We start from the raw sequence: 17,934 nt of genomic DNA on the forward strand, positions 1-17,934 counted from the left end.
TAGGATCAAGCCTTACGGGCAATTAGTATCAGTTAGCTTAACGCATTACTGCGCTTCCACACCTGACCTATCAACGTCCTGGTCTCGAACGACCCTTCAAGGGGATCTAGTCCCCGGGGAAGTCTCATCTTGAGGCGAGTTTCCCGCTTAGATGCTTTCAGCGGTTATCTCTTCCGAACATAGCTACCCGGCAATGCCACTGGCGTGACAACCGGTACACCAGAGGTTCGTCCACTCCGGTCCTCTCGTACTAGGAGCAGGCCCCCTCAAACTTCCAGCGCCCACGGCAGATAGGGACCAAACTGTCTCACGACGTTTTAAACCCAGCTCACGTACCTCTTTAAATGGCGAACAGCCATACCCTTGGGACCGGCTACAGCCCCAGGATGAGATGAGCCGACATCGAGGTGCCAAACACCGCCGTCGATATGAACTCTTGGGCGGTATCAGCCTGTTATCCCCAGAGTACCTTTTATCCGTTGAGCGATGGCCCTTCCATACAGAACCACCGGATCACTATGACCTGCTTTCGCACCTGCTCGACTTGTCAGTCTCGCAGTCAAGCACGCTTATGCCATTGCACTATCAGCACGATTTCCGACCGTACCTAGCGTACCTTCGTACTCCTCCGTTACACTTTGGGAGGAGACCGCCCCAGTCAAACTGCCTACCATGCACTGTCCCCGACCCGGATCACGGGCCAAGGTTAGAACCTCAAACAGATCAGGGTGGTATTTCAAGGACGGCTCCATGCAGACTGGCGTCCACACTTCACAGCCTCCCACCTATCCTACACAAACCGGTTCAAAGTCCAATGCAAAGCTACAGTAAAGGTTCATGGGGTCTTTCCGTCTAGCCGCGGGGAGATTGCATCATCACAAACACTTCAACTTCGCTGAGTCTCGGGAGGAGACAGTGTGGCCATCGTTACGCCATTCGTGCAGGTCGGAACTTACCCGACAAGGAATTTCGCTACCTTAGGACCGTTATAGTTACGGCCGCCGTTTACCGGGACTTCAATCAAGAGCTTGCACCCCATCATTTAATCTTCCGGCACCGGGCAGGCGTCACACCCTATACGTCCACTTTCGTGTTTGCAGAGTGCTGTGTTTTTATTAAACAGTCGCAGCCACCAGTTTATTGCAACCCCTTCACCCTCGGAGCGCAGGCTCCTCAAGCTACCAGGGCGTACCTTATCCCGAAGTTACGGTACCAATTTGCCGAGTTCCTTCTCCCGAGTTCTCTCAAGCGCCTTAGAATACTCATCTCGCCCACCTGTGTCGGTTTGCGGTACGGTTAATGTTGAACTGAAGCTTAGAGGCTTTTCCTGGAACCCCTTCCAGTTGCTTCGCTTCCGAAGAAGCTCGCGCCACACCCTTGAATTACGCGCCCGGATTTGCCAAAGCGCCTTCTCCAATGCAGCGACCGGGACTTCCAACACCCGGACAACCTTCCGCGATCCGTCCCCCCATCGCATTCAACACTAGTGCAGGAATATTGACCTGCTTCCCATCAGCTACGCATTTCTGCCTCGCCTTAGGGGCCGACTCACCCTACGCCGATGAACGTTGCGTAGGAAACCTTGGGCTTACGGCGAGGGGGCCTTTCACCCCCTTTATCGCTACTCATGTCAGCATTCGCACTTCTGATACCTCCAGCACACTTTCCAGTGCACCTTCGCAGGCTTACAGAACGCTCTCCTACCATGCACATAAATGTGCATCCGCAGCTTCGGTATATGGCTTAGCCCCGTTACATCTTCCGCGCAGGACGACTCGATCAGTGAGCTATTACGCTTTCTTTAAAGGGTGGCTGCTTCTAAGCCAACCTCCTGACTGTTTTAGCCTTCCCACTTCGTTTCCCACTTAGCCATATTTGGGGACCTTAGCTGGCGGTCTGGGTTGTTTCCCTCTTGACACCGGACGTTAGCACCCGATGTCTGTCTCCCGTGATTGCACTCTTCGGTATTCGGAGTTTGCTATGGCGACGTAATCCGCAATGGACCCATCAACCATGACAGTGCTCTACCCCCGAAGGTGATACACGAGGCACTACCTAAATAGTTTTCGGAGAGAACCAGCTATTTCCAGGTTTGTTTAGCCTTTCACCCCTATCCACAGCTCATCCCCTAACTTTTCAACGTTAGTGGGTTCGGTCCTCCAGCACGTGTTACCGTGCCTTCAACCTGGCCATGGATAGATCACCTGGTTTCGGGTCTACACCCAGCGACTAATCGCCCTGTTCGGACTCGCTTTCGCTACGCCTGCCCTATTCGGTTAAGCTTGCCACTGAATGTAAGTCGCTGACCCATTATACAAAAGGTACGCCGTCACCCCTTGCGAGGCTCCGACTGTTTGTATGCATGCGGTTTCAGGATCTGTTTCACTCCCCTCCCGGGGTTCTTTTCGCCTTTCCCTCACGGTACTGGTTCACTATCGGTCGATCACGAGTATTTAGCCTTGGAGGATGGTCCCCCCATCTTCAGACAGGATTTCACGTGTCCCGCCCTACTTGTCGCATCCCTAGTTCTTCCATTCCGTTTTCGTCTACAGGGCTATCACCTGCTATGGCCGCACTTTCCAGAGCGTTCGACTAACGGTACAGATAAAGAATGCAGGCTGATCCCATTTCGCTCGCCACTACTCTGGGAATCTCGGTTGATTTCTTTTCCTGCGGCTACTTAGATGTTTCAGTTCGCCGCGTTCGCTTCACGTGACCTATGTATTCAGTCACGGATACTCCATTCGGAGTGGGTTTCCCCATTCGGACATCTCCGGATCAAAGCTTGTTTGCCAGCTCCCCGGAGCTTTTCGCAGGCTACCGCGTCCTTCATCGCCTGTGATCGCCAAGGCATCCACCACATGCACTTGTTCGCTTGACCCTATAACGGGTGCGTCTCTCGACTCACTCGCTACAGGCTGAGTTTTCGCGTTGTGCCGTATTCCAAAGCCCTCTTTCGAGGAACTTAAAAATACATCGATACAATCACAACCCTGATTCACCTACTCCACACCCATCTCTAAGTGTGTTTCAGATAAATCTCTTTACTACTTCTTCCTGATTGTTAAAGAACGACAGCCGATACGTTTTCACATACCGCTCTGACTGGCTCAATCGCCAATGCAAAACTCCCTGCATTTAACTGCTCCTGCAGGATGCTGTGCATTAGGGATTGGTGGAGGATGACGGGATCGAACCGACGACCCCCTGCTTGCAAAGCAGGTGCTCTCCCAGCTGAGCTAATCCCCCAGTCATGCATACTCAAGGGGGTTACCAGTCAGCCACCGCGCAGACAAATTGGTGGGTCTGGATGGATTCGAACCATCGACCCCCGCCTTATCAAGACGGTGCTCTAACCGACTGAGCTACAGACCCCTGAGTCTGTCTTTTCTACAGCCGACAAGTGTGAGCGCTTCAATGAACTTCGCAATGAGCTCTGGAAAGGAGGTGATCCAGCCGCACCTTCCGATACGGCTACCTTGTTACGACTTCACCCCAGTCATGAATCCTGCCGTGGTGACCGTCCTCCTTGCGGTTAGACTAGCCACTTCTGGCAAAACCCACTCCCATGGTGTGACGGGCGGTGTGTACAAGACCCGGGAACGTATTCACCGCGGCATGCTGATCCGCGATTACTAGCGATTCCAGCTTCACGCAGTCGAGTTGCAGACTGCGATCCGGACTACGATCGGTTTTCTGGGATTGGCTCCACCTCGCGGCTTGGCAACCCTCTGTTCCGACCATTGTATGACGTGTGAAGCCCTACCCATAAGGGCCATGAGGACTTGACGTCATCCCCACCTTCCTCCGGTTTGTCACCGGCAGTCTCCCCGGAGTGCTCTTGCGTAGCAACTGGGGACAAGGGTTGCGCTCGTTGCGGGACTTAACCCAACATCTCACGACACGAGCTGACGACAGCCATGCAGCACCTGTGTGACGGCTCCCTTTCGGGCACTCCCGGCTCTCACCAGGATTCCGTCCATGTCAAGGGTAGGTAAGGTTTTTCGCGTTGCATCGAATTAATCCACATCATCCACCGCTTGTGCGGGTCCCCGTCAATTCCTTTGAGTTTTAATCTTGCGACCGTACTCCCCAGGCGGTCAACTTCACGCGTTAGCTACGTTACCAAGCCAATGAAGGCCCGACAACCAGTTGACATCGTTTAGGGCGTGGACTACCAGGGTATCTAATCCTGTTTGCTCCCCACGCTTTCGTGCATGAGCGTCAGTATTGGCCCAGGGGGCTGCCTTCGCCATCGGTATTCCTCCACATCTCTACGCATTTCACTGCTACACGTGGAATTCTACCCCCCTCTGCCATACTCTAGCGATGCAGTCACCAATGCAGTTCCCAGGTTAAGCCCGGGGATTTCACATCGGTCTTGCATCACCGCCTGCGCACGCTTTACGCCCAGTAATTCCGATTAACGCTTGCACCCTACGTATTACCGCGGCTGCTGGCACGTAGTTAGCCGGTGCTTATTCTTCCGGTACCGTCATCCCCCCGGGGTATTAACCCAGAGGTTTTCTTTCCGGACAAAAGTGCTTTACAACCCGAAGGCCTTCTTCACACACGCGGCATTGCTGGATCAGGCTTGCGCCCATTGTCCAAAATTCCCCACTGCTGCCTCCCGTAGGAGTCTGGGCCGTGTCTCAGTCCCAGTGTGGCTGGTCGTCCTCTCAGACCAGCTACGGATCGTCGCCTTGGTGAGCCTTTACCCCACCAACTAGCTAATCCGCCATCGGCCACCCCAATAGCGCGAGGTCTTGCGATCCCCCGCTTTCATCCTAAGATCGTATGCGGTATTAATCCGGCTTTCGCCGGGCTATCCCCCACTACTGGACATGTTCCGATGTATTACTCACCCGTTCGCCACTCGCCACCAGGTGCAAGCACCCGTGCTGCCGTTCGACTTGCATGTGTAAGGCATGCCGCCAGCGTTCAATCTGAGCCAGGATCAAACTCTTCAGTTCAATACCTGTTACTGTTTTCGGTTCAGTCAAGAACCGGTCGCTCACTCAAAGCTGACAGGTTCTGAATAAATTCAAAAACCTGACTTACTTTTGTGTGAGACTCTTGATACTTTCGCTACTCCCGGTCATCCCCGAAAGAATCACCAGGTCACGAAACCCATCAAGCGCCCACACTTATCGGCTGTAAATTTTTAAAGATCGCGTCGCACAAGACACCGGAACCACTTCGAACTACCCGGCGCTTTCTGCGTTGCTGCGTCAGCAGCAGAGAAATGAGATTATGCAGACTCTTCCGCGTTTCGTCAACATCTTTTTTAACGTCGCCGTTTAAAAACTGATGACTTCACGCCCCGCCGTTTCTCGCGGCAGGCTTCGCTGCCGGACTTCAGCGGGCGAAGGGGGCGAATCTTAGCGCGCCCAAGGCCGCTCCGCAAGAGGCGGGCGAAAATTTCCCCCGCCGCCAACGACCGCCACTGGCTCGCGGCCAATGACAGTCACCAGATCGTGAGTTACTTGTGTGACTTACTTGTTCGTGAACACGGGCTTGCGCTTTTCCACGAAGGCCGCCATCCCTTCCTTCTGATCCTCGGTCGCAAAAAGCGAGTGGAACATGCGGCGCTCGAAGTGCACCCCCTCCGCGAGCGTGGTTTCGTATGCACGATTCACCGCCTCCTTGACCATCATGACGGCAGGCAGCGAGTACTCGCTAATGGTAGCGGCTGCAGCGAGCGCCTCGTTCAGGAGGTCCGCTGCAGGAATCACACGAGACACCAACCCCGCACGCTCAGCTTCCGCTGCATCCATCATGCGGGCGGTCAGGCACAAATCCATCGCTTTGGCCTTCGATACCGCACGCGGTAGACGTTGCGTACCGCCCGCGCCAGGAATCACGCCCAACTTGATTTCAGGCTGCCCAAACTTTGCAGTGTCCGCCGCAAAGATGATGTCGCACATCATCGCCAGTTCACAGCCACCGCCCAGTGCAAAGCCCGCAACAGCCGCAATGACCGGCTTGCGGATCGAGCGGATCGTCTCCCAATTGCGCGTAATGTAGTCGCCCTTGTAGACATCCATGAAGCTGTAGCTCGCCATCATGCCGATGTCAGCCCCCGCCGCGAACGCCTTCTCGCTGCCGGTAATGACGATTGCGCCAACCCCCTCATCGGCGTCGAACGCCTTGAGCGCTGCGCCGACTTCGTCCATCAACGCATCGTTCAGTGCGTTGAGCGCCTTCGGGCGGTTCAATGTGATCAGGCCGACTTTGCCGCGCGTTTCGACCAGGATGTTTTCGTACCCCATACGCCCTCCTTCCATCAAAGAAAAGTCCCTAAAAAAATTTTTCACGCCGAAGTTTGACTAATGCTAACATTCGCCAACCAACCGGTCGGTCAATTAATTGGCACGGACCTCCTCCAACCTCTCAATCAACGTTGCGCCATGACACATCCGTTGTTCGCCAAGCACGAAGCCGTGCTGCAAAAAGCGCTTGCCGCCATCGAGACGCGCGGCTACTGGAGTCCGTTCGCCGAAATGCCGAGCCCCAAAGTGTACGGGGAATCTGCCGCCGCAGACGGAGAAGCCGCATTCAAGGCTCATCTCAATCGCACCTTCGAACTCGACCAACCGGGCACCGGTGAAACCGTGGGCAGCGAGACCTCGCCGTTCGGTTTCGCGCTTGGCGCCCGTTACCCGAAGTCGACGCCCGATCAACTGATCGCAGCCGCGCAAAAGGCGCAGCGCGAATGGCGCGCCGCCGGCCCTCAGGCATGGGCGGGCGTGAGCCTCGAAATTCTGGATCGCCTGAACCGCGCGAGCTTCGAAATCGCCTTCAGCGTGATGCACACGACTGGCCAGGCGTTCATGATGGCCTTCCAGGCGGGCGGCCCGCATGCTCAGGACCGCGCGCTCGAAGCCGTTACCTACGCCTGGGACCAGTTGCGCCGCATTCCCGCCGACGCGCATTGGGAAAAGCCGCAAGGCAAGAACCCGCCGCTTGCGATGCAAAAGCGCTTTACCGTCGTGCCGCGCGGCACCGGTCTCGTGCTCGGCTGCTGCACGTTCCCAACCTGGAACGGCTATCCTGGTCTGTTCGCCGATCTGGCGACGGGCAATACGGTGATCGTCAAGCCGCATCCGGGTGCGATCCTGCCGCTTGCCGTCACCGTGCGCATTGCGCGCGAAGTGCTGCGCGAAGCCGGTTTCGATCCGAACGTGGTCACGCTGCTCGCAACCGATCCCAACGACGGCGCGCTCGTTCAACAACTCGCCCTGCGCCCCGAAATCAAGCTGATCGACTTCACCGGCAGCACGCAGAACGGCGACTGGCTCGAACAGCACGCGCACCAGGCGCAGGTTTACACCGAAAAGGCCGGTGTGAACCAGATCGTGATCGATTCCGTGACCGACCTGAAGGCCGCCGCGCGCAACATTGCGTTCTCGCTCTCGCTCTATTCGGGCCAGATGTGCACGGCGCCGCAGAACATCTATGTGCCGCGCACCGGCATTCAGACCGCCGAAGGCAATCTGAGCTTCGAAACCATCGCGCAGGCGATCGCGGGCGCCGTGCAGAAGTTCGTGGCCGATCCCGCCCGCGCCGTGGAAGTGCTCGGCGCCATCCAGAACGAAGGGGTCACGGCGCGCATCGACGAAGCGCGCAAGCTGGGCACCGTGCTCGCCGACAGCCAGACGCTCGAGCACCCGCAATTCGCCGGCGCGCGCGTACGCACGCCGCTCGTGCTCGCGCTCGACGCCGCGCGCGACGCCGCCTCGTTCACGCGCGAATGGTTCGGCCCGATCTCGTTCGTGATCGCCACCGATTCGACCGCGCAATCGCTCGAACTGGCCGGCACGACCGCACGCGACCATGGCGCGCTCACGCTCTCGGTGTACAGCACCGATGACGCCGTGATCGAAGCCGCCCACGAAGCCGCGATCACCGGCGGCGTGGCGCTCTCGATCAACCTGACGGGCGGCGTGTTCGTAAATCAATCCGCGGCTTTCTCGGATTTTCACGGCACCGGCGCAAACCCGGCCGCGAACGCGGCACTTTCCGACGCCGCATTCGTGGCGAACCGTTTCCGAGTGGTTCAAAGCCGCGTCCATGTTGAACCGAAAGCGGCTCCGGTTGCAGTCGGCTAAACGACTTATGCGGTTTGGCCGAATAGCGCCTCACTCCCCGTCCCTCTAGCATGCAAGGCATGAGCGCACTTCCACGCTCATGCCGCAGGAATCCGAGATGACCGAAGCCTATATCTGCGACGCGATTCGCACTCCGTTTGGCCGCTACGGCGGCGCCCTGAAAGACGTACGCGCCGACGACCTCGCCGCCGTACCCATTCGCGCGCTAGTCGAGCGCAATCCCGGCGTGGACTGGAACGCCATCGACGACGTGCTTTACGGCTGCGCCAACCAGGCCGGCGAAGACAACCGCAATGTCGCCCGCATGGCCGCGCTGCTCGCGGGCCTGCCTACGGTTGTGCCCGGCGGCACGCTCAACCGCCTGTGCGGCTCGGGCCTCGACGCAGTCGGTAGCGCGGCGCGCGCCATCAAGGCCGGAGAAGCGCGGCTGATGATCGCGGGCGGCGTGGAAAGCATGACGCGCGCGCCGTTCGTAATGGGCAAGGCCGCATCGGCCTTCTCGCGCGATGCCGCCATCTACGACACCACCATCGGCTGGCGTTTCGTGAACAAGCTGATGAAGCAGCAATATGGCATCGATTCGATGCCAGAAACGGCGGAAAACGTCGCGGTCGAGTTCAACATCAGCCGCGCCGATCAGGACGCATTCGCGCTGCGCAGTCAGCAGAAAGCCGCTCGGGCGCAGAAAGACGGCACGCTCGCGCAGGAAATCGTCGCCGTCGAGATCGCGCAGAAGAAAGGCGATCCGGTGCGCGTGACGCTCGACGAGCATCCGCGCGAAACATCGCTCGAAGCGCTCGGCAAGCTCAAGGGCGTGGTGAAACCCGACGGCACGGTCACGGCCGGCAACGCATCGGGCGTCAACGACGGCGCCTGCGCCCTGCTGCTCGCAAATGAAGAAGCCGCAAACCAGTACAGCCTGCGCCGCCGCGCGCGCGTGCTCGGCATGGCGACGGCCGGCGTCGCGCCGCGCATCATGGGCTTCGGCCCCGCGCCCGCCACGCAAAAGCTGCTCAAGCAACTGGGCATGACGCTCGACCAGTTCGACGTGATCGAACTCAACGAAGCATTCGCGTCGCAAGGCCTCGCAGTGCTGCGCGCGCTCGGCGTCGCCGACGACGATCCACGCGTGAACCCGAACGGCGGTGCGATTGCGCTGGGCCATCCGCTCGGCGCTTCGGGTGCGCGGCTCGTCACAACTGCGCTGCATCAACTTGAACGCACCCAGGGGCGCTACGCGCTTTGCACGATGTGCATCGGCGTTGGCCAGGGCATTGCACTGGCGATCGAGCGCGTCTGAGCAGCGCGCTGAAAGCCAGCGCAGCCACCCGCCGGGCAACGCGCGCGGCGGCCCGAGTAGAGAAGGAGCCAGCTTGGCGTGGGACCAGAGTAAGGCGCTAAAGCGCCAACTCTGGTCGACAAGGAGACAACCAATGCCCTACGAAGCAATCCGCGTCGAAATCGACACATCCACGCGCGTGGCCACGATCACGCTGAACCGACCGGACAAGCTCAACAGCTTCACTCGCGCCATGCAACGCGAACTCGCGGCGGCGCTCGACGAAGTCACCGCCGCCGGCGCGCGCGCGCTCGTGCTGACCGGCGCGGGCCGCGGCTTCTGCGCAGGCCAGGATCTCGCCGACCTCGATTTCACGCCAGGCGCGATGACCGACCTCGGCGCGCTCATCGAAGAACATTTCAACCCGTTGATAAGGCGCATCCAGACACTGCCGATGCCCGTCATTGCGGCCGTCAACGGCACCGCCGCCGGCGCGGGCGCGAATCTCGCCTTCGCTTGCGATCTCGTGCTCGCCGCGCGCTCCGCCAGCTTCATTCAGGCGTTCGTGAAGATCGGCCTCGTGCCCGACTCGGGCGGCACGTGGTTCCTGCCCAAACGCGTGGGCATGGCGCGCGCGCTCGGCCTCGCCATGACGGGCGACAAGCTCAGCGCCGAAAAGGCCGAAAACTGGGGCCTCGTCTGGCAAGTAACGGACGACACCGAACTCGCAGCGACCGCCGCGACGCTTGCCGCGCATCTCGCGAAGCAGCCCACGCGCGCCGTCGTCGCCACACGCGAAGCGTTGCGCGCTTCGGCCACGAACACGCTCGATGCGCAACTCGATCTCGAGCGCGATCTGCAGCGCGAACTGGGCGCGTCGCATGACTACGCCGAGGGCGTGCAAGCCTTCATCGAGAAACGCGCGCCGCGCTTCGAGGGTCGTTGACATGAATGCATCGACATCCCCGCAAACCGCTGCGCTCGCCGACATGACGCCCGACGAACTCGCCCGCGCCACCGCGCAAGCCATGTACGCGGCCGACGGCTGCAGCCGGGCGCTCGGCATGGAACTGCTCGAAGTGCGCGCGGGCTACGCACGCTTGCGCATGGCCGTGCGTCTCGAGTTCCTCAATGGCCATCAGATCTGTCACGGCGGCCTGATCTTCACGCTCGCGGACTCGACCTTCGCGTTCGCCTGCAATACCTACAACGTGAACACCGTCGCCGCGGGTTGCTCGATCGAGTTCCTGCGCCCGGTCCAACCCGACGACGTGCTCACCGCCGAAGCCGTCGAGCAGGTGCTTTCCGGGCGCAACGGCATTTACGACATCCGCGTAACGAACCGCGCAGGCGAAACCGTCGCCATGTTCAGAGGCAAGTCCGCCCAGATTCGCGGCAACGTGATTCCCGCCGCCGGGTAACACAGCGCGCCTGTATCTGCACAAACGCACGAACCGAATTCCATTTGCGAAGTTTGAGGAGACATCGATGACTACCCCGCTGCCGCTCGAGCCCATTGAAACGGCCAGCCGCGACGAACTCGCGGCGCTTCAGCTCGAACGGCTGAAATGGTCGCTCAACCACGCGTACGAGCATTCGCCCGTGTACCGGCGCAAGTTCGACGAAGCCGGCGTGCATCCGTCCGACCTGAAGTCGCTCGCCGACCTCGCGCGCTTCCCGTTCACGACAAAGAAGGACTTGCGCGACAGCTATCCGTTCGGGATGTTCGCTGTGCCGCAGGACCAGATCTCGCGCATTCATGCGTCGTCGGGCACGACAGGCAAGCCGACAGTCGTGGCCTACACGGCGCGCGACATCGACACCTGGGCCAACCTGGTCGCGCGCTCGGTGCGCGCGGCAGGCGCGCGGCGCGGCGACAAGGTACACATCAGCTATGGCTACGGCCTCTTCACGGGCGGTCTCGGCGCACACTACGGCGCGGAGCGCGCAGGACTCACGGTGATTCCGTTCGGCGGCGGCCAGACCGAAAAGCAGGTCCAGCTGATTCAGGACTTCCGCCCTGACATCATCATGGTCACGCCGAGCTACATGCTCGCCATCGCCGACGAAATGGAGCGGCAAGGCATTGATCCGGCCACATGCTCGCTGCGCATCGGCATTTTCGGCGCGGAACCATGGACCAACGACATGCGCGCCGCCATCGAACAGCGCATGGGCATCACGGCCGTCGACATCTACGGTCTATCCGAAGTGATGGGACCCGGCGTGGCCTCCGAGTGCGCGGAGACCAAGGACGGCCCGACGATCTGGGAAGATCACTTTTACCCCGAGATCATCGACCCCGATACCGGCGAAGTACTGCCCGACGGCGAGTTCGGCGAACTGGTCTTCACTTCGCTCACGAAAGAGGCGCTGCCCATCATCCGCTATCGCACGCGCGACCTCACGCGACTGTTGCCAGGCACGGCGCGCACCATGCGCCGCATGGAAAAGATCACGGGCCGCTCGGACGACATGCTCATCATCCGCGGCGTAAACGTGTTCCCGACGCAAATCGAGGAACTGCTGCTCAAGCAGCATGCGCTGGCGCCGCACTATCAGATCGTTCTGACCAAGGAAGGTCCGATGGACGTGATGACGCTCAATTGCGAGCCGTGCCCCGAAACCGCACCCGACTATGGCGCGCTCGACGCTGCGAGCAAGCAGCTTGCGTACGACATCAAATCGCTGATCGGCGTGACCGCGAAGGTGAATGTGCTGGAAGTGAACGGCATCGAGCGCTCCGTTGGCAAGGCCAGGCGCGTGATCGACAAGCGGCCGAAGTAAGCAGCCGAAACAGGCCGCCCCCAGGCAGGGAAACGAAAAAGCCGGCGTCTGCTCAGATCGCCGGCTTTTTCACGTTTGTGCTTCGTGCGGGATGCTCACGGGTTCGGCCTACGAGTTCGGGAACAGCAGCCACATGCGGCCGTCCTGCTTCATCTTGCCGGCCAGATCGCCGGCATCGTCGCCAAGGCCCCAGAAGTAGTCGGCGCGCACGCCGCCCTTGATGGCCGTGCCGGTATCCTGCGCGAACACGAGCCGGTTGAGCGGCGTGTTCGTGAGCGGGCGGGTAGTCTGCAGAAAGACCGGCGTGCCGAGTGGGATCGACGCCGGGTCGACCGCAATCGAGCGCTCCGGCGTGAGGGGCACGCCCAGCGCGCCAATCGGGCCGTCGGCGCCGCCGTGCGGCGCGCCTTCGTTGGACGGCATTTCGCGGAAGAACACGAAGCGCGGGTTGGTGTCGAGCAGCGCGTCCACGCGCGTCGGGTTCGCGCGCGCCCACGCCTTGATGCCCTGCATGGTAGCCTGCGCGGGCGTGAGCTCGCCGCGATCGAGCAGCCAGCGGCCGATCGACTTGTAGGGCTGATTGTTGGTGCCGCCAAAGCCCACGCGCATCACACTGCCATCTTCCATGACGATGCGACCCGACCCTTGCACCTGCAGGAAGAACGCTTCGATGGGATCGTCGACCCAGACGAGCTCGTTGCCGTTGAGAATGCCCGTGCGCTCCAATTGCGCGCGCGCCGGCAGCGCGGCGCCCGCGCGATAGCCGGCGGGCCAGCGATACAGCGCCGTCTGATAGACGCCGTGGCGCGTGCGCGAGCCGTGCAGCAACGGCTCGTAGTAGCCGGTCACCAGGCCGTCGAGCGTGCCGTCGTTGTTGGCGAATTGATAGGGTGTGAAGTACGTTTCGAAGAACAGGCGGGCACTGGCGGCGTCGAGATCGTCCAGCTGCGAGGCCGCCGCACAGGCGCGCTGCCAGCGCGGCTCACGCCCGAGGCGCGTGCAGTTCTGGCGCAGCGCTGCCGCGGCGCCGATCAACGAATCGTCCTGCCAGCCCGGCACCTGCTGCCAGGCCACCGCCGTGAGGCGCGCGGCCGCGATCTGCCCGGGCAGCGTCGGCGTGCCCTTGGGCGCCGTGGTGCTCACGTAGCTCGGGCCGCCGCACGCCGCGAGCAGTGCAGCGAGAGAAAGCGCACCCAGCCAGCCGCAAAACCGGCCACCGGATCGCACCTCGAGCCGAGTCGCCCCGCCTTTCACACGAATCGCGAAAAAACGGCGGGCCCGTTCGCGTGCGGCCGTTAATCCCGACATCACGCCAGACCGGCGCGCGGATTCTGGCGCACAATCTGACGCCAACGCGGACGCTCTGCCAAGAGCCCGCTCGAGTCTCGCCTGCCGCCTAAAATCATTGCTTTCGATGGATGCCACCATGTCAGATCTGCTCGACGAATACCCGATGCTCATATTTGGGCTGGAGGCGCTGCTCGCGCTATTCCTGTTGATTTTCATCGTAATGTGGACCGCATCGGGCAGAAAGAAGCGCGCCCCGCACGATTCGCGGGACTAGCCGATACGGATAACGGGTTACGGATAACGGTTCAAGGAGAGGTTCAGTGCAGCGTGCGCGGCATGCGCAGGATGAACTCGGACACGGGCGCTTCGAAGCGCTCGCCGTCCTCCGCCACGCAGAAGTAATCCCCGCGCATGGTGCCCACCGGCGTCGCAATCACCGCCCAGCTCGTGTATTCGAAGTGCTCGCCCGGCTTCAGCAGCGGCTGATGCCCGACGACGCCGAGCCCCTTCACTTCCTGCACCTGATTTTCACTGTCGGTGATGACCCAGTGCCGCGCGATGAGTTGTGCGCTCACCTGTCCGGTATTGCGTATGGTCAGCGTGTACGCGAAGGCATATTGCCGGCGCTCCGGGTCCGACTCTTCGGGCAGATAGCGCACCTGCGAGGTCACGCTGAATTCGTACTGGCTCATCCTTGTTCCAGGTGCCGGGCCGCGTGGGCCGGTATTACGGTCGTCGGCCGTGCGCAGCGCGCATTGCCATCGTTGTGAAAGCGCCCTCGGCGCCTCCGGGCGCGGGTCCCGTCAAGCGGGCCGTATGGAGGTGCATTCTGCTTGATGCAGGCAGCACCCGCAACCCGCTACGCGCTGCACGGGCCACCGCCCGCGCCGCGAGGTCCGCCTTGGCCGGACGGCCAACGAGGCGGCCAGCGGCAAGGGAAACGCCATCAAAACTACGCGCGCTGCGACCAACGGCCCCTGTGCCTGACGGTAAAATACGGTTTTTCCGCCAGTTTTCCGATTGCCGCCATGACGCAATTCCGCATCGCCCCCAGCATCCTCTCCGCCGACTTCGCGCGTCTTGGCGAGGAAGTCCGCAACGTCGTCGAAGCCGGCGCCGACTGGATCCACTTCGACGTAATGGACAACCATTACGTGCCGAACCTCACCATCGGCCCGCTCGTGTGCGAGGCGATCCGTCCGCACGTGAACGTGCCCATCGACGTGCATCTGATGGTGCGCCCGGTCGACCGCATCGTGCCCGACTTCGCCAAGGCCGGGGCGAACCTGATCAGCTTCCATCCGGAAGGCTCGGACCACATCGACCGCACGCTCTCGCTGATCCGCGACCATGGCTGCAAGGCCGGCCTCGTGTTCAACCCGGCCACGCCGCTGAACTACCTCGATCACGTGATGGACAAGCTCGACCTCATCCTCATCATGTCGGTGAACCCGGGCTTCGGCGGCCAATCGTTCATTCCCGAGGCGCTCAACAAGCTGCGCGAGGCGCGCGCGAAAATCGATGCCTATACCGCGCGCACGGGCCGCGAGATTCATCTCGAAGTCGACGGCGGCGTGAAAGTCGAGAACATCGCCGAAATCGCGGCGGCGGGCGCGGATGCGTTCGTGGCCGGCTCGGCGATCTTCGGCAAGCCCGACTACAAGGCCGTGATCGACCAGATGCGCGCGCAGCTTGCAAGCGTGAGCGCCGGCAACGCGCAATGAACGCGCCGACGATCCACTTCAAGGCGCCGCGCATCGAAGCGGCGCTGATCGACCTCGACGGCACCATGGTCGACACCGCCGACGATTTCGCGGCGGGCCTGAACGGCATGCTCGCGCAACTCGATGCCGAGGAAACCACGCGCGAGGAAGTGATGGGCTACGTGGGCAAGGGCTCGGAGCATCTGATCCGCAGCGTGCTCGCGCCGCGCTTTCATGCCGACCACGTCGAAGCGCGCTTCGACGAGGCGCTCGCGCTCTACCAGGACGAGTACGCAAAGATCAACGGCCGCCACACGCGGCTCTATCCGGACGTGGAAGCGGGTCTTGCCGCGCTGCGCGACGCGGGCATCAAGCTCGCGTGCGTGACCAACAAGCCGCACCGCTTCGCCGTGGAGCTGCTCGAGCAATACGGCCTCGCGCAGTACTTCGAGGTCGTGCTAGGCGGCGACAGCCTGCCCAGGAAAAAGCCCGATCCGCTGCCCATGTTCACGGCGTGCGAGCGTCTGAGCGTGGCGCCCCAGGCGGCGGTCGCTATCGGCGATTCGGAGAACGATGCGCTTGCGGGCCGCGCGGCGGGCATGGCCACGCTCACGGTGCCGTACGGCTACAACCACGGTCAGCCTGTACAAAAAATTGAGTCGGATGGTATAGTTGCCTCGCTGCTCGACGCCGCCAAGGCTGTCGCGGCACACAATCTTCTGACCTGAGTCCAGTACTTACAGTCACCTTACCCTCATGTTTCTGAATAAAAAACGGAGTCTGAGCAGCATCGACCGGGGAGCCTGGCCCTGGCGTCGCTGGTCGCGCTAACCTCCCTCGAGGTTCGCTGAAGTCGCGCGCAAGCGTTTTCTTCAGCTCCGTTTTTTACTTCGCTGCGCGTTTCGCGCGTGTCTCGACTCTAAACTGTTGCAGTAGCCCGTCGGCTGGTCCAGTCGTGGTCTTTCGCTGTCCTTGCGTGTGGTTTCGTCATCCCGAGTCGCACTCGACTTGTCCTCGACGCAACCCGCCTGCCAGGGCACGCTAACGCCTACGTCCGCCCCGTCGCCGCAATGCTGCAACCGGCCTGGCAAGCGTTTTAGCGATGCCCGGCAGCATCAGCAACAAGCGAGCCACTAACGAGCGCCAGCGCAATCGAGCACTCAAAACAGACGCCATCGCGCACACGCCGCGCCCCTTTTTGAGCCGCACTGGGCCCGCACCCGAAGTCGCGACCGGCAGCACGCACAGGATCGGAACATGACCGAACTCGAATTTCAGTCCCTCGCCAATGAGGGCTACAACCGCATCCCGCTGATCGCCGAAGCGCTGGCCGATCTCGAAACGCCGCTCTCGCTGTATCTGAAGCTCGCACAGCCCGAGCGCGGCGGCGCCAACTCGTTCCTGCTGGAGTCCGTGGTGGGCGGCGAGCGCTTCGGGCGCTACTCGTTCATCGGTCTGCCCGCGCGCTCGCTGATCCGCACCCGCAACGGCGTCTCGGAAGTCGTACGCGACGGCCAGGTGACCGAGACGCACGACGGCGACCCGCTCGAATTCATCGCGCAATACCAGGCGCGCTTCAAGGTCGCGCAGCGCCCCGGCCTGCCGCGCTTCTGCGGCGGCCTCGCGGGCTACTTCGGCTACGACGCGGTGCGCTACATCGAGAAGAAGCTCGCCGAGACCTGCCCGCCCGACGACCTCGGCTTGCCCGACATCCAGTTGCTGCTGACCGAGGAAGTCGCCGTCATCGACAATCTCGCGGGCAAGCTCTATCTGATCGTCTACGCCGATCCGCAAACGCCCGAGGCCTACACGAAGGCCAAGCACCGCCTGCGCGAGCTCAAGCAGCGCCTGCGCACGACCGTGCAGCCGCCGGTGACTTCGGCGAGCGTGCGCACCGAGACGTATCGCGAGTTCAAGAAGGACGACTACCTCGCCGCCGTGCGCAAGGCGAAGGAATACATCGCGGCGGGCGAGCTGATGCAGGTGCAGGTGGGCCAGCGCATCAGCAAGCCGTATCGCGACAATCCGCTCTCGCTTTATCGCGCGCTGCGCTCGCTGAACCCGTCGCCGTACATGTACTACTACAACTTCGGCGACTTCCACGTGGTGGGCGCCTCGCCGGAGATTCTGGTGCGCCAGGAGCAGCGCGGCGAAGACCGCATCGTGACGATCCGTCCGCTCGCGGGCACGCGGCCGCGCGGCAACACGCCCGAGCGCGATGCGGAGCTCGCGACCGAGCTGCTCAACGATCCGAAGGAGATCGCCGAGCACGTCATGCTGATCGACCTCGCACGCAACGACGTGGGCCGCATCGCCGAGATCGGCTCGGTGGCCGTGACCGACAAGATGGTCATCGAAAAATACTCGCACGTGCAGCACATCGTGAGTTCGGTGGAGGGCAAGCTCAAGCCCGGCATGAACAACTTCGACGTGCTGCGCGCGACCTTCCCGGCCGGCACGCTCTCGGGCGCGCCCAAGGTGCGCGCGATGGAGCTCATCGACGAACTCGAGCCGGTGAAGCGCGGTCTCTACGGCGGCGCGGTCGGCTATCTCTCGTTCAACGGCGAGATGGATCTCGCGATTGCGATCCGCACCGGCCTCATCCACAACGGCAATCTGTATGTGCAGGCCGCGGCGGGCGTAGTCGCCGATTCGGTGCCCGAGTCCGAATGGCAGGAAACCGAAAACAAGGCGCGCGCCGTGCTGCGCGCCGCCGAGCAGGTGCAGGACGGCCTCGACAGCGACTTCTGAGCGGAGACAAGAC

Annotated in this window: 12 protein-coding genes, 2 tRNA genes and 2 rRNA genes; 9 read left to right on the top strand and 7 right to left on the bottom strand. The window is 61.6% G+C overall.

The window, feature by feature from the left end; all coding sequences use genetic code 11:
• Position 1 precedes the first annotated feature (1 nt).
• The 5 genes from P5W98_RS12675 to P5W98_RS12695 form a co-directional block, all read right to left on the bottom strand.
• Positions 2-2,881, bottom strand: a 23S ribosomal RNA gene (locus P5W98_RS12675).
• Between the two features lie 292 nt (positions 2,882-3,173).
• Positions 3,174-3,249, bottom strand: a tRNA-Ala gene (locus P5W98_RS12680).
• A gap of 49 nt (positions 3,250-3,298) precedes the next feature.
• A tRNA-Ile gene (locus tag P5W98_RS12685) sits at positions 3,299-3,375 on the bottom strand.
• Between the two features lie 65 nt (positions 3,376-3,440).
• Positions 3,441-4,973 (bottom strand): 16S ribosomal RNA (locus P5W98_RS12690).
• The 16S and 23S rRNA genes sit together here with 2 tRNA genes alongside, the layout of an rRNA operon.
• A 522-nt stretch (positions 4,974-5,495) precedes the next feature.
• The gene (locus tag P5W98_RS12695) at positions 5,496-6,272 is read right to left on the bottom strand and encodes an enoyl-CoA hydratase (protein WP_421024827.1); all 777 of its coding nucleotides are present in this window, start codon (positions 6,270-6,272) and stop codon (positions 5,496-5,498) included.
• Positions 6,273-6,410: 138 nt separating this feature from the next.
• Between P5W98_RS12695 and paaN the strand changes: the two genes are divergently transcribed.
• From paaN to paaK, 5 genes are all read left to right on the top strand, one after another.
• Positions 6,411-8,111 carry a phenylacetic acid degradation protein PaaN gene (gene paaN, locus P5W98_RS12700; protein ID WP_421024828.1) on the top strand — a complete coding sequence of 567 codons (1,701 nt, stop codon included), beginning with the start codon at positions 6,411-6,413 and terminating at the stop codon, positions 8,109-8,111.
• 97 nt (positions 8,112-8,208) lie between these two features.
• Positions 8,209-9,411, top strand: coding sequence for a 3-oxoadipyl-CoA thiolase (pcaF, locus tag P5W98_RS12705; RefSeq protein ID WP_421024829.1), 1,203 nt, complete (start codon positions 8,209-8,211; stop codon positions 9,409-9,411).
• A gap of 133 nt (positions 9,412-9,544) precedes the next feature.
• Complete coding sequence (paaG, locus tag P5W98_RS12710; protein ID WP_421024830.1) at positions 9,545-10,336, top strand: 2-(1,2-epoxy-1,2-dihydrophenyl)acetyl-CoA isomerase PaaG; 792 nt, start codon at positions 9,545-9,547, stop codon at positions 10,334-10,336.
• A 1-nt stretch (position 10,337) separates the two neighbouring features.
• On the top strand, positions 10,338-10,811 hold the full coding sequence (gene paaI / locus P5W98_RS12715) for a hydroxyphenylacetyl-CoA thioesterase PaaI (protein ID WP_421024831.1): 474 nt from the start codon (positions 10,338-10,340) through the stop codon (positions 10,809-10,811).
• Between the two features lie 67 nt (positions 10,812-10,878).
• Positions 10,879-12,177: a phenylacetate--CoA ligase PaaK gene (paaK, locus tag P5W98_RS12720; RefSeq protein WP_421024832.1), complete on the top strand. Its 1,299-nt coding sequence runs from the start codon at positions 10,879-10,881 to the stop codon at positions 12,175-12,177.
• A 108-nt stretch (positions 12,178-12,285) separates the two neighbouring features.
• Here paaK and mltA read toward each other — a convergent pair whose 3' ends face one another.
• The gene (gene mltA / locus P5W98_RS12725) at positions 12,286-13,485 is read right to left on the bottom strand and encodes a murein transglycosylase A (RefSeq protein ID WP_421024833.1); all 1,200 of its coding nucleotides are present in this window, start codon (positions 13,483-13,485) and stop codon (positions 12,286-12,288) included.
• Between the two features lie 118 nt (positions 13,486-13,603).
• Between mltA and P5W98_RS12730 the strand changes: the two genes are divergently transcribed.
• Entirely contained in the window at positions 13,604-13,741 is a 138-nt protein-coding gene (locus P5W98_RS12730; RefSeq protein WP_035531736.1) for a hypothetical protein, read from the top strand.
• Between the two features lie 43 nt (positions 13,742-13,784).
• Here P5W98_RS12730 and apaG read toward each other — a convergent pair whose 3' ends face one another.
• A complete protein-coding gene (apaG, locus tag P5W98_RS12735; protein ID WP_213299269.1) occupies positions 13,785-14,159 on the bottom strand; it encodes a Co2+/Mg2+ efflux protein ApaG in 375 nt (124 codons plus the stop codon).
• A gap of 336 nt (positions 14,160-14,495) precedes the next feature.
• Between apaG and rpe the strand changes: the two genes are divergently transcribed.
• The 3 genes from rpe (at position 14,496) to trpE (ending at position 17,921) form a co-directional block, all read left to right on the top strand.
• Complete coding sequence (rpe, locus tag P5W98_RS12740) at positions 14,496-15,191, top strand: ribulose-phosphate 3-epimerase (protein WP_421024834.1); 696 nt, start codon at positions 14,496-14,498, stop codon at positions 15,189-15,191.
• Positions 15,188-15,898 carry a phosphoglycolate phosphatase gene (locus P5W98_RS12745; RefSeq protein ID WP_421024835.1) on the top strand — a complete coding sequence of 237 codons (711 nt, stop codon included), beginning with the start codon at positions 15,188-15,190 and terminating at the stop codon, positions 15,896-15,898. The genes rpe and P5W98_RS12745 overlap by 4 nt, the downstream gene beginning before the upstream one ends.
• Before the next feature lie 529 nt (positions 15,899-16,427).
• The gene (gene trpE / locus P5W98_RS12750; protein WP_421024836.1) at positions 16,428-17,921 is read left to right on the top strand and encodes an anthranilate synthase component I; all 1,494 of its coding nucleotides are present in this window, start codon (positions 16,428-16,430) and stop codon (positions 17,919-17,921) included.
• Positions 17,922-17,934: the final 13 nt, after the last annotated feature.

The organism is Paraburkholderia sp. A1BS-2L (genome assembly GCF_051125205.1).
Lineage (GTDB): Bacteria > Pseudomonadota > Gammaproteobacteria > Burkholderiales > Burkholderiaceae > Paraburkholderia.

Bases quoted from the DNA above. Each gene is read 5' to 3' on its own strand.
- pcaF (WP_421024829.1), top strand. From the start codon at position 8,209: ATGACCGAAGCCTATATCTGCGACGCGATTCGCACTCCGTTTGGCCGC.
- paaK (WP_421024832.1), top strand. From the start codon at position 10,879: ATGACTACCCCGCTGCCGCTCGAGCCCATTGAAACGGCCAGCCGCGAC.
- paaN (WP_421024828.1), top strand. From the start codon at position 6,411: ATGACACATCCGTTGTTCGCCAAGCACGAAGCCGTGCTGCAAAAAGCG.
- P5W98_RS12695 (WP_421024827.1), bottom strand. From the start codon at position 6,272: ATGGGGTACGAAAACATCCTGGTCGAAACGCGCGGCAAAGTCGGCCTG.
- apaG (WP_213299269.1), bottom strand. From the start codon at position 14,159: ATGAGCCAGTACGAATTCAGCGTGACCTCGCAGGTGCGCTATCTGCCC.
- paaI (WP_421024831.1), top strand. From the start codon at position 10,338: ATGAATGCATCGACATCCCCGCAAACCGCTGCGCTCGCCGACATGACG.
- rpe (WP_421024834.1), top strand. From the start codon at position 14,496: ATGACGCAATTCCGCATCGCCCCCAGCATCCTCTCCGCCGACTTCGCG.
- P5W98_RS12730 (WP_035531736.1), top strand. From the start codon at position 13,604: ATGTCAGATCTGCTCGACGAATACCCGATGCTCATATTTGGGCTGGAG.
- paaG (WP_421024830.1), top strand. From the start codon at position 9,545: ATGCCCTACGAAGCAATCCGCGTCGAAATCGACACATCCACGCGCGTG.
- P5W98_RS12745 (WP_421024835.1), top strand. From the start codon at position 15,188: ATGAACGCGCCGACGATCCACTTCAAGGCGCCGCGCATCGAAGCGGCG.
- mltA (WP_421024833.1), bottom strand. From the start codon at position 13,485: ATGTCGGGATTAACGGCCGCACGCGAACGGGCCCGCCGTTTTTTCGCG.
- trpE (WP_421024836.1), top strand. From the start codon at position 16,428: ATGACCGAACTCGAATTTCAGTCCCTCGCCAATGAGGGCTACAACCGC.